Here is a 21237-nt window from a genome sequence, read left to right as displayed (position 1 = left end):
ACGTTCAGGCGGGCAGTGTCGCGCAGGCGAGGCGCGTGTCGCGCTCGCCCGGGCCCGTTCGCGCCCGTCCGCCGCGCCGACGACAACATCGAGACATACAAGGAACCCGCATGACAGCGCACTATCAGGTCCGTGACGCAGTAGCCGTCATCACGTTGGACAATCCTCCTGTCAATGGCCTCGGCCATCGCACGCACGTCGGCATCGTGGAGGGCATGACGCGCGCGCTCGACGATTCATCGGTCCAGGCCATCGTGCTGACTGGCTCGGGAAAGGCATTCTCGGGCGGTGCGGACATCCGCGAATTCGGTACGCCGAAAGCCTTTCGGGAGCCGAGCCTGCATACCGTCATCGAGATGATCGAGGCGTCGGGCAAGCCGGTCGTCGCGGCCATTCGTTCGGTTCGCGATGGGCGGCGGTCTGGAACTCGCGCTCGGCTGCCACTATCGGATTGCGGCGAAAGGCACGCAGATCGCGTTGCCGGAAGTGAATCTCGGCCTGCTGCCGGGCGCCGGCGGCACGCAGCGCCTGCCTCGCGTGATCGGCCTCGAAGCGGCGTTGAACATGATCGTGTCGGGCAAGACCGTGCTTGCGGAAAAGCTCGCCGATACGCGCCTCTTCGACGAACTCGTCGATGGCGACGTGCTCGAAGCGGCAGTCGGCTTCGCGCGTCGGATCGCGCGGGCGTCGGAGCCGCATCCCAGGGTGCGCAATCTTGCGGTCCGTCATGCGAGCCCCGAAGCGTATCTGGGCTTCGCGCGCACGACGGTCGCGGCTGGCGCCGGGCCGTTCCCCGCGCCGCTGCAATGCGTGGAGGCCATCGCCGCATCGCTCAGACCGTTCGATGAAGGCCTGCGCGAGGAGCGCCGCCGTTTCATGGAACTGCTCGGCACGCCGGAAGCGCGCGCATTGCGGCACGCTTTTCTTGGCGAACGCGCCGCGAGCCGCATCCCCGACGTACCCGCCGATACACCCGCGCGCACCATCGCCAGGGTCGCGGTCATCGGTGCGGGCACGATGGGCGGCGGTATCGCCATGACGTTCCTGAACGCGGGCATTCCCGTGACCGTGCTCGAAACGAAAGCCGATGCACTGGAACGCGGTGTCGCGACCATCCGCCGCAATTACGAGAACACCGCGAAGAAAGGCAAGCTCAGTCAGGACGCGCTCGAAACGCGCATGAGCCTGTTGTCGACCACGCTGTCGTACAAGGACATCGCGAACGCCGATCTCGTGATCGAAGCGGTGTTCGAAGAACTGGGCGTGAAGGAAACGGTGTTCCGCACGCTCGACGAAGTCATGAAGCCGGGCGCGATCCTCGCGTCCAATAGCTCGACGCTCGATGTGAACCGCATCGCGTCGTTCACGCGGCGGCCACAAGACGTGGTCGGGCTGCATTTCTTCAGTCCGGCCAACGTAATGAAGCTGCTCGAAGTCGTGCGCGGCGACAAGACGTCCCACGACGTGCTCGCCACGGTGATGCAACTCGCAAAGAAAATCGGCAAGGTCGCGGTGGTGTCGGGCGTGTGCGACGGCTTCATCGGCAATCGAATGCTGGAGCAGTACAGCCGCCAGGCGGGCTTTCTGCTGGACGAGGGCGCATTGCCCGAGCAGGTGGATCGCGCGATCGAGCAATTCGGCTTTGCAATGGGCCCGTTCCGCATGATCGACATGGCCGGCAACGATATCGCCTGGGCCATTCGCAAGCGGCGCGCGGTCGAGCAGCCGGAGTTCAACTACTCGAAGACCGGCGACCTGCTGTGCGAAATGGGCCGCTTCGGGCAGAAGACCGCAGCCGGCTGGTACGACTACAAGCCGGGCGATCGCAAGGCGTACCCGAGCCCGGTCGTCAACGACATGATCGTGCGCCATTCCAGTGAAATCGGCGTGACGCGCCGCAAGATCAGCGACGCCGAGATCGTCGAACGGCTGATCTACGCGCTCGTGAACGAGGGCGCGCTGATTCTCGAGGAGGGCATCGCTTCCAAGGCGTCGGATATCGACATGGTTTATCTCAACGGCTACGGCTTTCCGAAGTTCCGGGGCGGCCCGATGCTGTACGCGGATCAGGTCGGACTCTTCAACGTCGCACAGGCGATGCGGCGCTATGCGAAGGGCTATCAGGGACATGCGTGGCGCATCGCCCGTTCGCTCGAAGAACGGGCAAACGACGGCAAGGGCTTCAACGACTGAGCGCGCGGCGCTTTCCAAAAGAACGGCAGAGGGACACGACATGACTGACGCAGTAATCGTATCGACCGCGCGCACCGCGCTCGCGAAAAGCTGGAAAGGCGCGTTCAACATGACGCACGGCGCGTCCCTCGGCGGACACGCCGTGCAGCACGCCATTGCGCGCGCGGGCATCGAGGCCGGCGAAGTGGAGGACGTGCTGATCGGCTGCGCGAATCCGGAAGGCGCGACGGGCGGCAATATCGCGCGGCAGATCGCGTTGCGCGCCGGATGTCCCGTCAGCGTGCCGGGCGCAACCGTGAATCGTTTCTGCTCGTCCGGCCTGCAGGCTATCGCGATGGCGGCTCAGCGCGTGATCGCCGGGGAAGGCGACGTGTTCGTCGCGGGCGGCGTCGAAAGCATCTCATGGACGCAGCGGCAGATGAATCAGACCTTCGCCGCGGATCCGTGGCTCGCCCGCCAGAAGCCGGAAATCTACTGGAGCATGCTGCAGACCGCCGAGCAGGTCGCGAAGCGCTACGGCGTATCGAAGGAGCGCCAGGACGAGTACGGCGTGCGCAGCCAGCAGCGTGCGGCGGCGGCGCAGGCGGCCGGCCTCTTCAACGACGAAATCGTGGCGATGACCGTGCTCGCCGGCATCACCGACAAGGCCACGGGTCAGATCGTCAGCCGCGAGGTCACGATCGCCGCCGACGAAGGCATCCGCGCCGATACCACGCTCGAAGGCGTGTCGAAGATTCGGACCGCGTTCGCGGGCGGTGTCGTTTCGGCGGGCAATGCGTCGCAGTTCTCGGATGGCGCATCGGCGGCTGTCGTGATGAACGCGCGCACCGCCGCCGCGAAGGGCTTGCAGCCGCTCGGCGTGTTCCGCGGCTTCGCCGTCACCGGATGCGAGCCGGATGAAATGGGCATCGGTCCCGTGTTCGCGGTGCCAAAGCTGTTGAAGAAAGCGGGTCTTGCTGTCGACGACATCGGCCTGTGGGAACTGAACGAAGCGTTCGCCGTGCAGGTGCTGTATTGCGCGGACACGCTCGGCATCCCGATGGATCGGCTGAACGTGAACGGCGGCGCGATCGCGGTCGGGCATCCGTACGGCGTATCGGGCGCGCGTCTGGTCGGGCATGCGTTGATCGAAGGCAAGCGGCGCGGCGTGAAGCACGTCGTCGTGACGATGTGCATCGGCGGCGGTCAGGGCGCCGCCGGCCTTTTCGAAGTGCTTTGACAAGGAGCGCGGCATGTCGCTGATCCTTTCCCGGCGTGATCTGAGGCGCGCATCGGCGTCGGCCTTGCGGCGTCGATGCTCGGTTACACCGGCTACCTGCATGCCCTCGACTATGCGCGCAACCGGCCGCAAGGGCGCAGCACCGGGCCGGGCGGCAAGAATCCGGCGAGCCCGCAGGTCAGGCTCGTGGAGCACGCGGACATTCGCCGCATGTTGCTCGCGCAAAAGAGCTACGCCGAGGGCGCGCTGGCGCTGAACCTGTACTGCGCGAAGCTCGTCGACGAGGCGCGCGCCGCCAGCGAAGACGCGTCGCGCGAGCGTGCCTCGCTACTGCTCGAAATCCTCACGCCGATTGCGAAGAGCTGGCCGTCGCAGTGATGTCTCGAAGGCAATAGCCTCCCCATTCAGGTCCACGGCGGCTATGGCTACACGCGCGAATACAACGTCGAACAGTTCTATCGCGACAATCGCCTGAACCCGATACACGAAGGCACGCACGGCATTCAGGCGCTCGATCTGCTGGGACGCAAAGTGGTGATGCACGATGGCGCGGCCCTGCGGCTGCTGGAAGACGCCATGCGCGCAACGGCATTGCGCGCGCAGGACGGCGCCACGCCGAATCTGCAACGCCACGCGCACGAACTGACGCAGTCGGCTTCACGGCTCACGAGCGTCACGAAGCGCATGTGGGCGGCGGCAGACGCCAGCGTGACGCTTGCGAACGCATCGCTATATCTGGAAGCGTTCGGGCATGTGGTGATGGCGTGGGTGTGGCTCGAACAGGCGATCGCCGCTCGTCAGGCACTGCCGGGCGCAGTCGCCGCCGAGCGCATGGACGACGAAGCGTTCTACCGCGGCAAGCTCGCGGCGGCGGGCTATTTCTTCCGCTGGGAATTGCCGCGCGTGTCCGCCCAGCTCGATTTCCTCGCGTCGCTCGACCGCACCCTGCTCGATATGCAGGACGCGTGGTTCTGAATCCAATCGCTCATTCCTGACGAGACGAGCATGACAGCACGTACCGTGTCACAACTATTCGACTTGAACGGCAAGACTGCACTCATCACCGGGGGCTCGCGCAAGCTCGGCTTGCAGATCGCGCAGGCGCTCGGCGAGCAGGGCGCACGCTTGATGCTTTCCGCGCGCAAGACCGGCGAACTGGAGGAAGCCGTCGCGCTCCTGCGCTCGCGCGGCATCGAGGCGGACTGGATTTCCGCCGACGCCGCACGCGACGAGGACATCGCGCGGCTCGCGGACGAAGCGCTCGCGCGATTCGCACGTATCGACATTCTCGTGAACAACGCGCGGGCGACCTGGGGCGCGGCGGCGGAAGACTTCCCGGTCGGAGCCTGGGACAAGGTGATGAACCTGAATATCCGTGGGATCTTTCTGCTGACGCAGCGCATCGGCCAAGCTGTCGATGATTCCGCGCGGCAGCGGCCGCGTCATCAACGTAGCGTCCATCTACGGACTCGCGGGCAATGCGCCGGGCACGATGGAGACGATCGCCCATAACACGTCGAAAGGCGCGCTCCTGAACTTCACGCGCGCGCTGGCGGCGGAATGGGGCGAGCACGGCATCACGGTCAACGCGCTCGCACCCGGCTTTTTCCGACGAAGATGACGCAGGGCTCGCTCGACAACTGGGGCGCCGATCGCATGTGCGCGCGCGTGCCCCTGCATCGCCTTGGCGACGACGAAGATCTGAAGGGCGCTACATTGCTTTTCGCGAGCGATGCGGGCAAGCACATCACCGGGCAGATTCTCGCGGTGGACGGGGGCGTGAGCGCGGTGCTGTGAGATCCGCCTGATGCGGCAGACAGGCGCGAATGCGCAGGACGCCGACATATGGCGCGAGCCAGAATCGGCTGCCGTCTGGCGTCGGCGCTGCTTCCCGTTGTCGACACTCGAAGCAAGCGCAAGCGGTTTCGCCCTCGAACCGCAGGGCCTTCGAATGAAGCGCGCGACCCGGTGTTCGGAGGCTTGCCATTAAAGGTTCCCGGCGGCGCGCCGAAAACCGAGCAATGAGAAACGAAGCAAGCCCCAACATCACCGGCGACGATCCGCTGCGAGCCGAAGCGCGAGCGCTCGCAACCAGCATCGAACTGATCCGCAGAGCACGCGGCAAGAAGAATCCGCGCGACTGCATCGTTGGAACGAGCGAGTGGGAGAGCGTCTGTAACGACTTCGCGTGCGATTTGCGTTGGGCGCTCGGGCTCGAGGGCGACGACACCGATATTCCAGCCGGCCCCGAACGTTTGCGATAGGGTCCCGGCATTCGAGCTGCTGACCTGCGGCAGTTCAAGCGATGCGGTTCTGGAGGATCGGCAAGCGTCGATTGCTTCTCTCACGCAAGCTGTCGAATTACTGACATGAGCGTTATCGAACAGAACGCCGCGCAGCGATGACTACGCGCGCGCCGTCGTCGACGCCTCGGCAGCGCGGGTTTGCCCCTACCGCGCCATAAGCAATTGGAATCGGTTCGCGGGCAAATTTGATTGGATTTCCGGCAGGTGCAGTCATATCGTGCGTCAGTCCACTGCGGTAATGCGCGGGTGCGGCGTCAAAAACAGAATCAGCCACGAGAATGACATTGCCAGGAGACTCGATACATGGAGCAGTCGTCCCCCGTTTCAGGCGTGCCGCAACCGGATGCAGGCGGCGCTCATGACATCGCCACGAGCGACAAGGCATCGGCAAGAGTGCGGAGGATCCAGCGCACGGCGCTTGCGTTGCTTCTGCTAAGCGGGATCGTCAATTACATCGATCGCGCGACGCTCTCTATCGCCAATCCGCTCATCCGGCAAGACCTCGGGCTCTCGGTTGCCGAGATGGGTCTGCTGCTTTCCGCGTTTCTCTGGGCGTATGCGTTCGCGCAATTGCCGGCCGGCGCATTCGTCGATCGCTTCGGCGCGCGCGTCATGCTGTCAGTCAGTCTCGCGACATGGTCGGTCGCGCAGGCGTTCGGTGGCGTCGTGAGCACCTTCGGCCAGTTCTTCGCGGCCCGCATGGTGCTGGGCATTGGCGAGGCGCCGCAATTCCCTACGAGCGCGAAGGTGGTGCGCGACTGGTTCGGCAAGAAAGAGCGCGGTGCGGCGACCGGCATCTGGAACAGCTCATCGACGCTCGGGACCGCGATATCGGCGCCGTTGCTGACGGTCGTCATGCTGACGGTCGGCTGGCGATGGATGTTCGGCATCATGGGTATCGCCGGACTGGTTCTTGCACTCGGCTTCTACCTCGTGCATCGCGACCCGCATCAGGTCGATCTGACCCAGCGCGAACGGGCGTATCTGACCGACGAAGAAGGCGAAGACACGTCGCGGCCGACCTGGAACGACTGGCGTCGCCTGTTTGGATTCGGCACGACGTGGGGCATGCTTCTGGGCTTTTTCGGGACGATCTACGTTCTGTGGCTTTACAACGCGTGGCTGCCGACTTACCTGCAGATGGAGTTCCACCTGACCATCGCGAAGTCGGGATGGGTCGCGGCGGTGCCTTATCTTTTCGGGGTGGTGGGCAGTCTTTCGGGCGGCAAGGTCTGCGACGTGCTCGCGAAGCGAGGCGTTTCCGCGATCAACAGCCGCAAGTACCCGATGGCGGCATCGTTGCTGGGCGTGGCGTTTTTCACGGTTCTGACCGGCCTCACGCACAGCGCGACGCTCGCCGTGATCTTCATCTCGATCTCGATGCTGCTGCTGTACGTTTCGAGCAGCGCGGCGTGGGCCATGGCGTCCGTTGCGGCGCCGGCCAACTGCACCGCATCCATCGGCGCGATGCAGAACTTCGGGGGCTACTTCGGCGGGGCGCTTGCTCCGGTGATCACTGGCTTCATCGTGCAGCAGTCGCACTCGTTCCAGCCTGCGCTGTTCGTCGGTGCGGGCGTGGCGGCTCTCGCGGTCATCGGATACTGGGTGCTCGTGCGTGCGCCGATACCGGCGGCTGTGCAAGCGCGGTGATGGTTCAAGAACCTTTGGATGTTGGGTTGCACCCGCGATCGATATCGCGGGTGCGGCGTTGAGGGGGCGTTGTTTTGCGCTCGCCGATAAGGCATCGTCGCGGCACTTCCCGCGTCGCGTTAGTTCGAGTCTGGTTGTGCAAAAAATGACAGTCAAGAAAGGCTGAACGAGAGGGTGCTCTTGATAACGTACTCGCTATAAGAAGACGTGAGAGAGACCTGTGCAGATTTCAGACGTCAAGATTCCCTATTACAGCTCCGACATTCTGCGACGCTGGAAGCGCCGCGATAGCTGCAAGCTTATCTCCGGCTTAGACATCTCATTCTTGCGCGAACCGCCTGTGTGCGAGTTTCACGTCACACCGCCGCCACCGCCAACACCTGTCGAAAAGCCGGATCGGGTCATCGCGTTTCTTGACGGCCTTCAGAAGGTCCATGACTTCTTGCATGAGCCGCCGAAGAAGCGACCGCCCCCTCCGCCGAAGCCGGCCAAACAAGTCAAGATCCCGCCGTTTGACTTACAAGAGATTCCTGGCGCAATGCGAGCGGTGAACATGCCCGTAGCAGCGCAATTAATGGAGCGATGGTTTGCGGGCGGGCTTAACTATTCGCCGACCAATGAGCACGAGGGAAAGCTCATCAATCAGGACGGCAAGCCTTATCCACCGTCGATGTATGAGATGTCGCTCGTCAAGCTGGATTGGGTGCTCAAGTTCGAACGGGCGCGGGAAGGGTATGAGCGGCTGTTGAGCCGCGAGGTTCTCAGCAGTCCTCTTGCAATTGCTACCCTCCGCACGATGATAGAGCCGTTTCGCCGGCCCGATCGACAGATATTTCCGCGGCATCTAACTGGCAATAGTTTGGCCGAGCTACATAAGCACTTCCAGTTCCAGTATTCACCGGTTGAAGGATCGATGAGGCAAAAGATCGCGCAATTCATGCATCGAGAGTATGCGTATAGGGGGTTGCCCGACGATCTTACGGGCGCGCTCGGCTCATTCAACTTCTATGTGGCGCCGGAATCTGTCGTCTTTTCGTGGGACGGTTGCGACGCCGAGATCAGAACCGTTATCGTCTATGTCAAAGACAATTACACGTTCGGTGATAAGCCGGGGCAAGTGTCGCAATATCTCGGTCACTGGAACCGAAGTGGCGTAATCATAGTGCCTTACAGTGCGGCACTGAGCGCGTTGAATTGGCATCGGGAGCCACCGGGAGACGTCGTGCCGCTCCCGGAGGAGGCGGGGCTGTACGCGGATTTTCCAGTAGCCGTCGCCGATCCTCGCACGCGAGGCAACGTATATCACCCCGTCTACAATTCGACGTATCGGAAGTGGCAGATCACGCATAAGCGCGGGGGCGACTTCGTGATCTTTAGCGACTCCCGGACGATAAAACTCGTTCCACCAATCAAAGTGAGATTCTGATGCGAGGAATCGTAGGCGTGGCCGAAGCAGGGCTTCTGCCTTGGACGTTGGCTTTCGCGGCTGCCGCGACGGCTTTGATCGCTATCGGATCCTGGAAATCGGGACTTCGGTCGATGTTGAAGCGAGGCCCGCTCACGGCGATCATCTTCTTGACCATTGGAACGGGTTTCTATCATTGGCGACTCGTCGATACCCGCTCGCGGATAACCGCTTCCCACTGCTCGAAACGTTCGCGCCGGATCGCCAGTATGTTGTCCAGATTTGCTATGCCGGCGATTTGAACGTATTACGGCCCCGGTCAGCAGACAATTCGAAGCGCTTGGCCGAAAAAACGTTTGCCGGCTTCACTGACGATCCGATCACGATTTAGTAGGAAGGGGACAAGGTGCAATACGAGGACGGCGACGAGAACGGCGTTCACTTCAGCGTAATCAGATTGCCACCAGGGCTGAAGGTCGGTTGCTCGCTTATTTGCCGCAATCTTTTGGGTTACGGGACGATAAACCTCAACCCGCCACTCGTAGTGAGGTTCTGATGGAGGGAATAGCAAATGCAGCCGAAGCAGGGCTCTTGTCTTGGTCTCTCGCTTTTGCCGCAGGCGTGACGATTCTGGTCGCGGCCGGTTCATGGAGATCGGGGCTTCGGTCCATGTTGATGCGAGGCGTTCTGACCGCGCTCATCTTTGCGCTCATCGGAACGGGTCTGTATCAGTGGCGCCTCGCCGAAATTCGTTCGGCGATCGCGGCCTCTGACTGCAACAAATTCAGCGCGCCGGACCGGCAATATGTGTTGGAACTTTGCTATGCAGGCGACATGAACGTGATACGCCTCTGGTCGGCGGATCAGTCGAGCCTTCTAGCTGAGCGAACGTTTCCTGATCTTACTCATGAGCCCATGAGGACATATTGGGGGAAGGGCAAACTGGAATACGAAAGCGATAATCGCTATGAACTTGAAGTGATCAAATTGCCACCGACGCTGAAGGATCGGTTGCTCGCTCGTTTGCCGTAATTTCTAGCGAGCACGGAACAATGGGTCTGGTTCTCCCAGTCCAGGCGAGATTCAGACGCCGCGAGGCAAACGCGGGCGCCGTTCAAAGCTACGGTTCTCGCGCTGCCTGTACCGCCCGAACAGGCCTAAGCCACGCCCTCCGGAAACCGCACCCCATAACGCTCCCCGCAAGCCTCCAGCGCCGGCGCGATCGTCGGATACAGCGCCACTCCGTCACGCAGTTGCTCGCGCTTGAGGCTCAGGCCGCGATCGCCCGGCATTCGCACATTCGAGCAGCCGGGGCGGGGCGGATTATCGCGGCACGCGTCACCGATCCAGTCCATCTGCCGGGCGAACGCATCCAGCCCGCCGAACGCAGCAGGATCGTATAGCGACAGGAACACCGTGGCGCCCCATCCGTCGGCGGGATCAGCCCGGCCGTGGCCCGCCAGCCCGCCCGTCAGCGCCTCGATCAGCAGCGCGAGCCCGAAGCCCTTGTGGCCCCATGTCATGCCGCCCAGCGGCAGGATCGACCCCGGCGGCTCAGCCGATAACACGCCCGGATCGCGGCTCGGCTCGCCGTTCGCATCGAGAAAGCAGGCTTCGTCGAAGAGTTGCCCGGCTTTATGCAAACGCGCAGTCATGCCGTTAGTCACCGTCGACGACGATATATCGATCAGAAACGGCGTCCCCGATGTCGGGATGCCCGCTGCAATCGGATTGGGCGTGAAAACCGAGCGCGTGCCGCCGTGCGGCGCAACGCTCTGCACCGCCGGATCGGAACTGCTGAGCACGATCATGAAGCCGCTCGCGGTTGCCTTCTCCAGGTAGCTCGCAAGGCACGCGATGTGGTGACTGCGACGAATCACGAGCGTCGCGCTGCCATATTCCCGCGCCCTCGGAGCTAGCGTTTCGATGCCCTCGAGAACCAGCCACGGACCCGGCAGACGACGGCCATCCCACAGCAGGCTCGCGCCCCGGTCCGAGATCACGTCCGGCTCGCCAGAGCAGGTCATCGCGCCACGCTCTATCTCACCGACATACGGAGCGAGCAGCGCGAGACCATGCGTGTCGTGTCCCATCAGATCACCGTCTACGAGCGTGTTCGCAACGGCTCGGGCCTTGGGTTCGTCCATGCCCGCCTTGCTCAGCAGGTCCTGTGCAAAGCGTTGCAGCGCGGTTGCGGAATAGCGGATTTTGTCGTTCATGATTTTGCTTCAGGCAAGGGATTGAGTTCGGACAGAGACCATCTTTCGATTGTCCGGTGAGGCTTCGATAAGCGTCCAATCGCTAATTGCGTACAATCGATTCCATCCGGTTATGAGGTCGTCTGCGTATACCCTTATGCCCCAAGAACCCGCCATGCCGACTGCTCAAGTCTTGACGAAGTTACGGTTCAGGCACTTGCAGCTGCTCGAATTGCTCGGCCGCAGCCGCAACTTGCGCATTGCGGCCGAACAGATGCACCTGACGCAGCCGGCGGCGACAAAAATCCTGAGCGATATCGAAGCGATGCTGGGCGCCCCCCTTTTCGATCGATTGCCGCGCGAGATGCGGCCGACTTATCTGGGCGCGTTGTCGGTGCAGTACGCGAGCACGACGCTCGCCAACCTCGGCAAGTTTTCGAGCGAGTTCGCCACGTTGCGCAACGGCGGCTACGGGCACCTTACCGTGGGCTTCATTCCGGCCTCGGCTGCGCAACTGGTCATCGCGGCCATCAAGGAGATTCAGCGACGGCGGCCGCGGCTCATCATCAAGCTGGTCGAACAGAGCAGCGACCAGCTCGCGACGTGGCTCGAAGAAAAGCGTCTCGACGTGATGGTGGGACGTCCGACCGAGCCGCGGCACGATGCGCTGTTCGATGTCGTGGACCTCCTCGCTGAACCCGCGCGGGCGGTCGTCGGGCGGCATCATCCTTTGCTGGATCAACGGCGACTGGAGATCGCCGACCTGGGGCGATGGCCATGGATTCTTTATCCGCCGGGCACCGCAATGCGGCAACTCTTCGAGGAGACGTTCGCGGCGGCCGGGATGGTTGCGCCGGTGGGCATCGTGGAAACGCCCTCCATCTTTTCGACGCTGGAGTTATTGCAGGCCACCGACATGCTTTCCTTGCAGCCGCAAGCGGCGATGGACAAGTACGTGAAAAGCGGCTTGTTAGGCTACCTAAGCGTGCCGATCCGGCGCACGTTGACGAACTACAGCGTCATCACGCGAAAGAACGAAGTCGCATCGCAACCGATACAGGAGTTTGTCGAAATACTTCTGGAGACCGCGCGGCAGTATCGGGATGATCGGTGATACCGGGTTCGAGCACGACATTGGTACGTAGCTAGTCCTGCGACTTCTTCGTCCATGTCGCGCCGCGATGAGGGGCGTCGCCACGTTCGGCATCGCCAATGTCGCGCGGCCGCTGGCCACGATCATCGTCAGCCCGATGTTCGACCGCATCGGATGCAGGAAGACTCTCCGTGAATGCGCCTACGGGACGTTCAACTCTCGCTCGGCGCTTCGACTTCGATATCCAGTAGCGCCGAACTCATCGACTTGCCATGCGCGTCGAGCGCCAGCGAGCGTGTGACGCCGCCACCGAGCGCATCGTCGAGCACGAAGTTGAACGCGTGCAGATGCGGTAGTTCATAGCGCCGCACATCGCCTTTGACTACGTCGGAGAGATGGGCCTTCACGCGCTCGGGCGTCAGTGCATTGCTCAAATGGGCGTAGTGCCTGGCGTCGAAACAGATCACCGAAACGTTGAGCGTGTTGCCTTTGTCGCCGGTGCGTCCGTGAGCGAGTTCACGCAGTTTCATCGCTGACCTCCACGATTTCAAAGACGGGTTTCACATGTTCGCCAGGCAGCAGCACGGATTGAACGGCGAGCACTTCGCGTGTCGCTTTCGTCACGCCGCCGCCACCCGACGGGCCGTTCGTATATAGCGTTTCCACTTCGTTGCCGATACGCGCCGCTTCTTCCGCATTCGATACGCGGCCCGCCACGCGCACGCGAACTTCATACGGCTCTTCGTGCGATGCTGCAAGGCGATCGCCGTAAAGCGCATTCACGCCGATCAGATCGAAGCGCAATTCGCTCGTATCGACGCCGATTATCGCGAGCCGCTCGCGGACGATATCGAGCGCAAGCCGCGCCCGCGCGACCGCGTTCGGTCCGCCGTAGGAAATCTGTCCCTCGCCGATGTAACCGTCCAGATACCCGACCGACACCTTGAGCGTCCCCGTGCGCGCCTCGCCGCGTCCGCCGGTCACACGCACGCGATCTTTCGCCTCTTGCGCGACGCGAACCTTTGAGAAATCCGCGACGACATCCGGCTGGTAGTAGCGCGCCGGATCGTGAATCTCGTAGAGCAGTTGCTCCTTGCACGTCGCCTCGGTCACGCAGCCGCCCGCGTGCGCGACCTTGCAAATGACGACATTGCCGCGCGCATCGACTTCGCCGATCGGAAACCCGAGCCGCGCAAGGTCCGGAACGTTCTTGCAGCCGGGATCCGCAAAGTAACCGCCCGTCACCTGTCCCGCGCATTCGAGCAAGTGGCCGATCACGGTCGCTTGTCCGAGCGTGTTCCAGTCGTCCATCCGCCAGCCGAATTCGTGGATCAGCGGCGCCGTGAACAGCGACGGGTCCGCGACGCGTCCGGTCAACACGACATCCGCGCCTGCCGCGAGCGCCGCGACGATGGGCGCCGCGCCAACATACGCATTCGCCGACACGATGCGGTCTGCGTACGCGCTCACGTCGTCGCCCGATTCCTCGAACCGCAGGGAGGAGCCGAGGACGACATCGAGCACATCGTCGCCCGTGACGGCTGCGATTTTCAAGTCCTGCAGGCCGAGTTCACGCGCGATCTGGGCCGTTTTCCGCGCCGCGGACAACGGGTTGGCCGCGCCCATGTTCGAAACGATGCGCACGCCGTTCCTCGCGGCGACCGGCAGCACCGCGCGCATGCGCGCTTCGAGCAACGGGTCGTAACCGGCCGATGGATCGCGCCGACGAGCCTGCTGCGCAATCGCGATGGTGCGCTCGGCGAGGCATTCGAACACGAGATAGTCGAGCGCGCCGTGCTCCGCCAGTTCGACAGCCGGTTGGATGCGATCGCCCGAGTAGCCCGCGCCCGCGCCTATTCTAATGATGTCTTTCATGATGCTCGCCCCTTACAACGGAAACACGCCCAGCACGACGCACGCGATCGTCATCACGATCGACGCGCCGAACAGTAGCGGAAACGTGAACTTCTGATGGTCCGCGAGATCGATGCCGCACAAGCCCACGACGAGAAACGTCGCGGGCGTGAGCGGGCTCACGGGAAAGCCGGTGGTCATCTGGCCGAGCAGCGCGGCCTGTCCGACATGGACCGCCGGCACGCCGAGCTGCGACGCGACTTCGGCGATCACCGGCAGCACGCCGAAGTAGAAGGAGTCGGGATCGAAGAGCATCGAGAGCGGCATCGACAGCACGCCGAGCGCCACCGGTATATGCCCGGCCATCGCGGGCGGCACGAAGCCGACGGCCGCCTGCGCCATCGCCTTCAGCATGCCGCTGCCCTGCATCACGCCCGTGAAGACGCCCGCCGCGAGCAGGATGCCCGCCATCATCAGCGCGGCGCGCGCGTGGGCATCGATGCGCTTTCGCTGCATGTCAACGTTCGGGTAATTCACCATCAACGCGATGCACAGGCCGACCACGAACATGATCGCGGGCGGAATCTTTTCGCCCATCAGGACCATCGTGCCGAGCACGAGGATGGTAAGGACGATGTTGAACCAGAAGTTCTTCGGGCGGCGCAGTGCTTCTTCCTCCGGCGTGAGCTTGCGTTCGGGCATCGGAATGGAGCCGTTAGCCGTCGAATAGCCGAGACGCTTCTCTTCGCGTCGGCCGAGCATCCACGCCATGCCGAATACGAACACGAGGCCGATTGCCTGAACCGGAATCAGCGGATTGAAGAGCGATGAAATCGGCAAATGCAGCGACGCGGATGCGCGGATCATCGGCCCGGTCCATGGCAAGAAGTTGATGCCCGCCGCCATCGACACCGCCGCCGCCAGCACGCGCTTGTCCATGTTCAGGCGTTCGTAGAGCGGCAGCATCGCGGGGATCGTGACGAGAAAGCACACCGCGCCCGAGCCGTCGAGATGGATCAGCAGCGCGAGCAGCGTCGTGCCCATCACGATGCGCGTCGGCTTCGTGCCGACCGCGCGCAGGATGCGATCGATGATCGGATCGAGCGTGCCGGCATCGGTGATCGTGCCGAAGTAGAGAATCGCGAACACGAACATGCCGACGACGGGGGCGAGACTCTTCAGCCCGTCGATGACGAACTTGCTCGTCTGCAAGCCGAATCCGCCGATCAGCGACGCGGCAATCGGCACGATGATGAGCGCAACCAGCGGCGACATGCGCTTCGAAAGGATCGCCCCAAGCAGGACGACGATGGTGGCGAGGCCGAGCAACGGCAACATGAACGTGTCTCCGGATATTGTCTTTTAATGTGGCCCAGAGTAAGTTCGGTACGGCGATCACGCAATTGAAATGATTTGATCGCAGCTATTACGAACCATAATGGATTTGAATCTTCGCGATATCCGCGCATTCGTTGCCGTCGCCGAGGCGGGCAGCTTCACGCGGGCGGCGGAACGGCTGCATCTGTCGCAGCCGGCGCTGACCGTGCAGATACGGCGGCTGGGGGAAGCGGTCGGCGCGCGCCTGTTCGACCGCAACAGCCGTAACGTCGCGCTGACGCCGACCGGACGAGAGCTGCTGCCGCTGTTGCGCAAGTCCATGCATGACATGGAGAACGTGCTGCGCGATGCGCGTGCGCTGGGCGAAGGGCAGAGCGGCACGATTCGCATTGCGTGTCTGCCGACGTTTGCGGCCAGCGTGTTGCCCGAACTCATCATCGACATGAAGCGCGAGGTGCCGCGCGTGTCGTTTCAGATCCGGGATGCCGTGGCCAGCACCGTCAATGCGCTCGTGCGCAACGAGGAAGCGGATATCGGCGTCACGGGCGGCGGCGTGCTCGACCCGATGCTCGAAGTGCTGTGCTCGGCGGTGGACCGGCTCGTCGCCGTGTGTCCGCGCGAGCACCCTCTTGCGCGGAAGCGGCGAATCGGCCTGGAAGACCTGACACAGGGCCCGCTCGTGCTCACCGCGCCGGGAACCAGCGTGCGAGCCGTCGTCGATGCCGCGCTCAGCGAATCGCGCGGGCCGCTCGATGTTGCGTGTGAACCGACCTACATGATGACCGCGGTGGCAATGGTGCGCGCCGGCCTCGGCGTGACGATTCTGCCCGAGACCGCGCGCGAGGTGCGCGCAGAACCGGGACTCGTGGTGAAGGCGATCGATCATCCCGCGTTCGTCAGGTCGATTGCCATCGTGAAGAAAAAAGGCAGGACATTGCCTTCGATCACCGCGAATTTCGTGTTCAAGATGCGTGCGGCTGTCGAGCGATAACGCAACGGGCCGGTGCGGGGTCGTCGCCCAGTGCCTCATCGTCCATGTCCCGCCAAACGCCATATTCAGCAACAACGCTGGCCGCCGCGGAAGCTCGCACAGCGGTTAGAGAACGCGTCCACGCGCCGCATTGCAAGACTGATAACCGAGACCATCAGCGCTTGCGGCTGCAAAGGCGGCACGACTTCGATCGTCACATCTTCGGCCGGCTTTGCCGGCTCCACTTCGTCAGCCACGCGGCCAACCGCTAGCAGGGTATCCCCGAATCCCTTTTTGGCGAATACATGTAATCATATATATGAATTCATAATACGAGCACGATGATGCATGCGGATGAACGCCTACCTCGCTATCTGCGGCTGCGCGACGAAATGGTTGCTTTGATCGCGGCCCGTCACTGGCGTCCGGGCGAAGCGATCCCGACCGAGCAGGCGCTTGCGCAAAGCTACGGCCTTGCCGTCGGAACGGTCCGAAAGGCCGTTGATTTGCTCGTCGCGGACGGACTGCTCGAGCGATTCCAGGGAAGGGGAACGTTCGTACGTCGCGCCAATTTCGACGGGTCCCTGTTTCGCTTCTTCCGCTTCCAGACGCGCGAAGGCGAACGGCGCATCCCTGAGAGTCGCATTCTTCGCCGCGAGGTAGTCGATGCACCATCCGCGGTCGCCGCAACGTTACAGATATCACGCACCGCACGCGTGATTCAGATGTCACGCGTGCGCCTGATCGACGGCGTGCCGATGCTTGCGGAAGAGATCTGGTTGCCCTACAAGCGCTTTGCGGCATTCGCACGGATGGACCTGAGCGACGTCGGCGATCTTCTATATCCCGTGTACGAGTCGCAGTGCAATCAGATCGTGGCATCGGCAACCGAGACCCTCACCGTGGAAGCTATCGGCTTACCGCACGCCCGGCTTCTGAATATCGAACCAGGTACGCCGGCCGTCGTTATCGAGCGTCTTGCATACGGCTACGACCGGCAGCCCCTGGAATGGCGCCGCTCGCGCGGTCCTGCCAGCGAGTTCATCTATCAAGCGGAGATCCGCTAGCACAGACACGCTGGCGGAAGCGCAGAACTTGCATCAATGCAGAGACGAGGAAACGCGGCATGTTCAACTGGTTCAGGGAAATTTCAGCGAATGAACGCCGGACGTTCTGGGCGTGCTTCGGCGGGTGGGCGCTGGATTCGCTCGACGTGCAGATGTTCAGCCTCGTGATTCCGGCGATCATCGCCGAGTGGTCGATCAGCCGCACGCAGGCGGGGCTGGTGAGCGGCGTCACGCTGGTCGCATCGGCGCTCGGCGGATGGCTCGCCGGCATGCTTTCGGACCGGCTCGGACGCGTGAAGACGTTGCAATGGACCGTCGCGTTTTTCTCCGTGTTCACGTTCTTGTGCGCGTTCGCGCAGAACTACCCGCAATTTCTAGTGCTAAAGACGTTGCAGGGTTTCGGCTTCGGCGGCGAATGGGCGGCAGGCGCGGTGTTGATGGCCGAGACCATCCGCAACGAGCATCGCGGCAAGGCAATGGGCAGTGTGCAAAGCGCCTGGGCAGTCGGTTGGGGTGCAGCGGTGCTGCTGTACGCGTTGATGTTCTCTCTGCTGCCCGCCCCAACGGCATGGCGGGTGATGTTCGGAATCGGCATCGCTCCGGCGCTCTTGATCTTGTATGTTCGACGAGGCGTGCAGGAGCCGACCCTTTCGGCGCATTCAACGCGCGCGGCGAGCGTGCATCGCGACGACCGGGCACGTGATGTCATCGTCGGCATCTTCTCGCCCCGGATGCTGCGCATGACGCTTATCGGGGCGCTCCTGGGCGTCGGCGCGCACGGTGGTTACTACGCGCTGATGACCTGGCTGCCGACGTTTCTAAAGAGCGAGCGCCATCTGTCGGTGCTCACGACGGGCGGCTATCTGGCAGTGGTCATCGTCGCGTTCTTTTGCGGATGCCTGGCGAGTGCGCAGTTACTCGATCGCATCGGGCGTCGTAAAACTATCCTTACATTCGCGATCTGCTGCGTTGTTACCGTGATCGCTTATCTGTTTCTCCCACTCGGTAACACGGCGATGTTGTTCCTCGGCTTTCCGCTCGGCTTTTTTGCAGCAGGCATTCCGGCAAGCATGGGCGCGCTGTTCAATGAGCTCTATCCTCGCGGGATGCGCGGTACGGGAGTCGGCTTTTGCTATAACTTCGGCCGCGTCGTATCCGCGGGATTTCCAGTGCTCGTCGGCCATATGTCCGCGAACATGTCGCTTGGAACAGCAATCGGCATCGATGCTGGCCTGGCATATGCGATCGTCGTAGGGTCGGTGCTGATGCTGCCGGAGACGCGGGGCCGCGGGCTTGGCGATGCTGCTGCCGATACCGACGACGCGCGCCCGCTCGCCCACGCCCAAGAGCATTGACGCGCCGGTCACCCGCCCGAAGTCGCGTAGAACTAACGATCGGAAAATATCCATGCTTTTTGAATCGGGGACACCGGAAAGCCGTTGGCCCGACGTTGCATCGGTCGATACACATGCCCATGTGTTCACGCGCGGCCTTCCGCTTGCGCGGCATCGCCGCTATGCGCCAGACTACGACGCGCCGCTCGTCGCATACCTTGCGCAACTGGACGCCCGCCGGATTGCGCGCGGTGTGCTCGTCCAGCCCAGCTTTCTCGGCACCGATTGCGCTTATCTGCTTGCAGCGCTGCAATGCGCGCGCCCCAGGTTACGAGGCGTCGCCGTGATCGCGCGGGACTGTGGCCCCGATCTGCTGAGTACCATGTGCGAAGCGGGCGTGGTCGGGATACGACTCAATCTGATCGGTCATGCCGATAAGCCGCTTGACCACTGGATCAGCGAATCCACGCTGGCTCAATTGCGGCGACTTGGATGGCATGTGGAAGTACACGCGGAAGCAGCAAGGCTGGAAGGTATCGTCGCGCCGCTCCTCAACGCGGGACTCGATGTCGTCATCGATCATTTCGGCAGGCCAGAGCCTGCTCTCGGTGCAAGCGATCCCGGCTTCCGCCGTCTTCTCGACTGGGCGCCGACAGGGCGACTGTGGGTGAAAGTCTCGGGCGCATATCGGATTTGGCCGGACAGCCGCGAGGGTGATGCGGACATGCGAGAAGCGTTCCGTCTTCTGAAAGAAGCGTTTGGCGTGCGGCGCCTGATGTGGGGCAGCGACTGGCCTCATACGCAGTTCGAGACATCCGCCGCACTCTCGAAGTCGCTCGACCTGTTGGACGCTCTTATTCCCGACCCGCAAGAGCGCAACGTAGTCCTCACGGACACGCCAGCGAATCTCTACAGGTTCGATGCTTAGGCGATGACTGGTCGATCCCCGTCCACCTGTTCCCGACGAAAGCCGCGCTCGCTGCAATAGCCATCGTTCGTGTATCGAGGCTCGAATGACCATCGCGCGCGGCTGACTATTTCAAACGAAAGAACTATTCCATGACCAATTTAGATATCGACTTGTTGCTGACTGCGCTGATCAGCGTGCTCGTGCTCGTCGCGCTTATCGTCTCGCGCATCAGGATGCATCCGCTGCTTGCATTGCTTGTCGTTTCCGTCGGGGTAGGCATCAGCACTGGCATGGAGCCGGCTGGTATCGTCAAGCACCTGACCAACGGCGCAGGCAAGACGCTGGGCGCCGTAGGGGTGGTCATCGCGCTAGGGGCGATGCTCGGCAAGATCCTTGCGGATGCGGGCATCACCGAGCAAATCGCCGAGGCCATTCTGAGCCGCGCCTCCGATCGGATGATCCCTTGGGCCATGACCCTGGTGGCCTTCGTGGTGGGCATTCCGATGTTCTTCGAAGTCGGGCTGGTGGTCATGCTACCCCTCGTCTTCAGCGTAGCGCGCAAGCTCGAGAGCCACGCTCGCTTCAAGGGCTCGGCATACGTGTACGTCGGGGTGCCCGTGATTGCCGCGCTTGCCGCGATGCACGGCATGGTACCGCCCCATCCTGGCCCTTTGACAGCGATCGCCACGCTTAAGACATCAGTCGGCCCGACGATGCTGTATGGCTTCCTGGCAGCCATCCCGGCCATGATTCTGGGCGGTCCACTCTATGGCGCGTTCATTTCGCCACGCATGAGCACGAAGCCCGACCAGAGCTTGCTCGACCAATTTACCGCCGGGGACCCGTCTCGCAGCGGACAACGGCCTGGAGTCGCGCTCGGAGTACTGGCGGCATTGCTACCCGCCATCCTGATGCTGGTCCACGCCGTCGCAGAAATGATGTTGCCGAAGAGCGCGCCGCTGCTTCATGTGGCCGCCTTCATAGGCAGCCCGCTTATAGCCATGCTGCTCGGTGTGCTATTCGCCATTGCGGCGTTGGTACTTGCCAGGGGTGGCGATACGGAAAAACTCCGCTACTCGCTCGGCGACAGTCTCAAGCCCATCGCTTCGATCGTCATGATCATCGCTGGGGGCGGCGCATTTCAGGAAATGCTGACGAGCGCGAAGGTGGGCGACGCCATCGTGCATTTGACGCAGCACTTCGCTTTTCCTCCGCTCATTCTCGGCTGGCTGATTGCCATGTTGCTGTCAGTCTCCACAGGGTCTGCCACCGTGGGTATCGTGGGCGCGGCTGGCTTGCTTGCTCCGCTCGCGGGCGCTGATCCGAGCCTCAACTTGCCCTTGCTGGCCTTGTCCATCGGCTGCGGTTCCTTGTTCTTCAACTATGCGAACCACGCCGGCTTCTGGATGGTCAAGGAATCATTCGGCATGACCATGAGCGAAGCCACCAAAACAATTTCAGTGGTCCAGTCCATCGTGGCGGCGGTCGGCCTGGTCATGGCGCTCGCGTTCAACGCAGTCATCCATGTCCATTGATCTGTCTCCGGGGCAGCGGCGCTTAGCCTAGCAAGCTATTTCCGGACGCACGCCTGGCCGGCTGAATTCCGCAGCCGGCCCCGAACGATCCTCCGACCGGCGACTGACGCGGACATTCAAATGTCAGTGACGCTCAGCTAAGAGACATTCGGTGTGCCGTCTTCG

General features: G+C 62.6%; 16 protein-coding genes and 3 pseudogenes. 15 read left to right on the top strand and 4 right to left on the bottom strand.

Going from position 1 to position 21237, the window contains the following annotated elements; translation table 11 throughout:
* The first annotated feature begins 110 nt into the window (after positions 1 to 110).
* From P9255_RS11405 to P9255_RS11355, 9 genes and pseudogenes are all read left to right on the top strand, one after another.
* Positions 111 to 2193 (top strand): annotated as a pseudogene (locus tag P9255_RS11405) (3-hydroxyacyl-CoA dehydrogenase NAD-binding domain-containing protein).
* A gap of 40 nt (positions 2194 to 2233) precedes the next feature.
* Complete coding sequence (locus P9255_RS11400; protein ID WP_309767645.1) at positions 2234 to 3412, top strand: acetyl-CoA C-acyltransferase; 1179 nt, start codon at positions 2234 to 2236, stop codon at positions 3410 to 3412.
* A gap of 39 nt (positions 3413 to 3451) precedes the next feature.
* Positions 3452 to 4387: pseudogene (locus tag P9255_RS27290) on the top strand (acyl-CoA dehydrogenase); the annotation flags it as partial.
* 30 nt (positions 4388 to 4417) lie between these two features.
* A pseudogene (locus P9255_RS11380) lies at positions 4418 to 5209 on the top strand (SDR family oxidoreductase).
* A 224-nt stretch (positions 5210 to 5433) separates the two neighbouring features.
* Positions 5434 to 5676: a hypothetical protein gene (locus P9255_RS11375; RefSeq protein WP_309767649.1), complete on the top strand. Its 243-nt coding sequence runs from the start codon at positions 5434 to 5436 to the stop codon at positions 5674 to 5676.
* Positions 5677 to 6021: 345 nt separating this feature from the next.
* The gene (locus tag P9255_RS11370) at positions 6022 to 7368 is read left to right on the top strand and encodes an MFS transporter (protein ID WP_309767651.1); all 1347 of its coding nucleotides are present in this window, start codon (positions 6022 to 6024) and stop codon (positions 7366 to 7368) included.
* Between the two features lie 220 nt (positions 7369 to 7588).
* Positions 7589 to 8794: a DUF6402 family protein gene (locus P9255_RS11365; RefSeq protein ID WP_309767653.1), complete on the top strand. Its 1206-nt coding sequence runs from the start codon at positions 7589 to 7591 to the stop codon at positions 8792 to 8794.
* Positions 8795 to 8834: 40 nt separating this feature from the next.
* Positions 8835 to 9164 (top strand): hypothetical protein, encoded by a 330-nt coding sequence (locus P9255_RS11360; RefSeq protein ID WP_309767655.1) that lies wholly within the window; start codon positions 8835 to 8837, stop codon positions 9162 to 9164.
* Between the two features lie 164 nt (positions 9165 to 9328).
* Positions 9329 to 9805 carry a hypothetical protein gene (locus P9255_RS11355; RefSeq protein WP_309767657.1) on the top strand — a complete coding sequence of 159 codons (477 nt, stop codon included), beginning with the start codon at positions 9329 to 9331 and terminating at the stop codon, positions 9803 to 9805.
* A 125-nt stretch (positions 9806 to 9930) separates the two neighbouring features.
* Here the strand turns inward: P9255_RS11355 and P9255_RS11350 are convergent, their stop codons facing one another.
* Positions 9931 to 10992 carry an Ldh family oxidoreductase gene (locus tag P9255_RS11350; protein WP_309767659.1) on the bottom strand — a complete coding sequence of 354 codons (1062 nt, stop codon included), beginning with the start codon at positions 10990 to 10992 and terminating at the stop codon, positions 9931 to 9933.
* A 154-nt stretch (positions 10993 to 11146) separates the two neighbouring features.
* Here P9255_RS11350 and P9255_RS11345 point away from each other — a divergent pair, with 154 nt between their 5' ends.
* Positions 11147 to 12085, top strand: a complete 939-nt coding sequence (locus tag P9255_RS11345) for a LysR family transcriptional regulator (protein WP_404980314.1) — start codon at positions 11147 to 11149, stop codon at positions 12083 to 12085.
* A 191-nt stretch (positions 12086 to 12276) separates the two neighbouring features.
* Here P9255_RS11345 and P9255_RS11340 read toward each other — a convergent pair whose 3' ends face one another.
* The 3 genes from P9255_RS11340 to P9255_RS11330 are packed head-to-tail and all read right to left on the bottom strand — an operon-like array spanning position 12277 to position 15256.
* A complete protein-coding gene (locus tag P9255_RS11340) occupies positions 12277 to 12594 on the bottom strand; it encodes a hypothetical protein (RefSeq protein WP_309767663.1) in 318 nt (105 codons plus the stop codon).
* A complete protein-coding gene (locus P9255_RS11335; protein WP_309767665.1) occupies positions 12581 to 13939 on the bottom strand; it encodes an acyclic terpene utilization AtuA family protein in 1359 nt (452 codons plus the stop codon). Before P9255_RS11335 ends, P9255_RS11340 begins: the two co-directional genes overlap by 14 nt.
* A gap of 12 nt (positions 13940 to 13951) precedes the next feature.
* Positions 13952 to 15256 carry a citrate:proton symporter gene (locus P9255_RS11330; RefSeq protein WP_309789498.1) on the bottom strand — a complete coding sequence of 435 codons (1305 nt, stop codon included), beginning with the start codon at positions 15254 to 15256 and terminating at the stop codon, positions 13952 to 13954.
* A 100-nt stretch (positions 15257 to 15356) separates the two neighbouring features.
* On the opposite strand from P9255_RS11330, the gene P9255_RS11325 reads away from it, so the two are divergent.
* The 5 genes from P9255_RS11325 to P9255_RS11305 all read left to right on the top strand — a co-directional run bounded on the left by P9255_RS11325 (position 15357) and on the right by P9255_RS11305 (position 21072).
* Positions 15357 to 16247, top strand: a complete 891-nt coding sequence (locus tag P9255_RS11325; protein ID WP_309767669.1) for a LysR family transcriptional regulator — start codon at positions 15357 to 15359, stop codon at positions 16245 to 16247.
* 323 nt (positions 16248 to 16570) lie between these two features.
* Positions 16571 to 17293: a GntR family transcriptional regulator gene (locus P9255_RS11320; RefSeq protein ID WP_309768236.1), complete on the top strand. Its 723-nt coding sequence runs from the start codon at positions 16571 to 16573 to the stop codon at positions 17291 to 17293.
* A gap of 59 nt (positions 17294 to 17352) precedes the next feature.
* Entirely contained in the window at positions 17353 to 18648 is a 1296-nt protein-coding gene (locus P9255_RS11315) for an MFS transporter (RefSeq protein ID WP_309768237.1), read from the top strand.
* Positions 18649 to 18700: 52 nt separating this feature from the next.
* Positions 18701 to 19555: an amidohydrolase family protein gene (locus P9255_RS11310; protein ID WP_309768238.1), complete on the top strand. Its 855-nt coding sequence runs from the start codon at positions 18701 to 18703 to the stop codon at positions 19553 to 19555.
* A 131-nt stretch (positions 19556 to 19686) separates the two neighbouring features.
* Complete coding sequence (locus P9255_RS11305; protein WP_309767671.1) at positions 19687 to 21072, top strand: gluconate:H+ symporter; 1386 nt, start codon at positions 19687 to 19689, stop codon at positions 21070 to 21072.
* The last annotated feature ends 165 nt before the right edge of the window (positions 21073 to 21237 follow it).

It is taken from the genome of Caballeronia sp. LZ019 (assembly GCF_031450825.1).
In the GTDB taxonomy this organism is placed as follows: domain Bacteria; phylum Pseudomonadota; class Gammaproteobacteria; order Burkholderiales; family Burkholderiaceae; genus Caballeronia.
Note: the sequence above shows the minus strand (reverse complement) of the source record. Positions and strands in the feature narration are given on the sequence as shown.

Coding starts and splice junctions, on each gene's coding strand:
- P9255_RS11355 (WP_309767657.1), top strand. CDS start 9,329: ATGGAGGGAATAGCAAATGCAGCCGAAGCAGGGCTCTTGTCTTGGTCT.
- P9255_RS11370 (WP_309767651.1), top strand. CDS start 6,022: ATGGAGCAGTCGTCCCCCGTTTCAGGCGTGCCGCAACCGGATGCAGGC.
- P9255_RS11330 (WP_309789498.1), bottom strand. CDS start 15,256: ATGTTGCCGTTGCTCGGCCTCGCCACCATCGTCGTCCTGCTTGGGGCG.
- P9255_RS11375 (WP_309767649.1), top strand. CDS start 5,434: ATGAGAAACGAAGCAAGCCCCAACATCACCGGCGACGATCCGCTGCGA.
- P9255_RS11345 (WP_404980314.1), top strand. CDS start 11,147: ATGCCGACTGCTCAAGTCTTGACGAAGTTACGGTTCAGGCACTTGCAG.
- P9255_RS11315 (WP_309768237.1), top strand. CDS start 17,353: ATGTTCAACTGGTTCAGGGAAATTTCAGCGAATGAACGCCGGACGTTC.
- P9255_RS11400 (WP_309767645.1), top strand. CDS start 2,234: ATGACTGACGCAGTAATCGTATCGACCGCGCGCACCGCGCTCGCGAAA.
- P9255_RS11325 (WP_309767669.1), top strand. CDS start 15,357: ATGGATTTGAATCTTCGCGATATCCGCGCATTCGTTGCCGTCGCCGAG.
- P9255_RS11335 (WP_309767665.1), bottom strand. CDS start 13,939: ATGAAAGACATCATTAGAATAGGCGCGGGCGCGGGCTACTCGGGCGAT.
- P9255_RS11320 (WP_309768236.1), top strand. CDS start 16,571: ATGCATGCGGATGAACGCCTACCTCGCTATCTGCGGCTGCGCGACGAA.
- P9255_RS11340 (WP_309767663.1), bottom strand. CDS start 12,594: ATGAAACTGCGTGAACTCGCTCACGGACGCACCGGCGACAAAGGCAAC.
- P9255_RS11305 (WP_309767671.1), top strand. CDS start 19,687: ATGACCAATTTAGATATCGACTTGTTGCTGACTGCGCTGATCAGCGTG.
- P9255_RS11310 (WP_309768238.1), top strand. CDS start 18,701: ATGCTTTTTGAATCGGGGACACCGGAAAGCCGTTGGCCCGACGTTGCA.
- P9255_RS11350 (WP_309767659.1), bottom strand. CDS start 10,992: ATGAACGACAAAATCCGCTATTCCGCAACCGCGCTGCAACGCTTTGCA.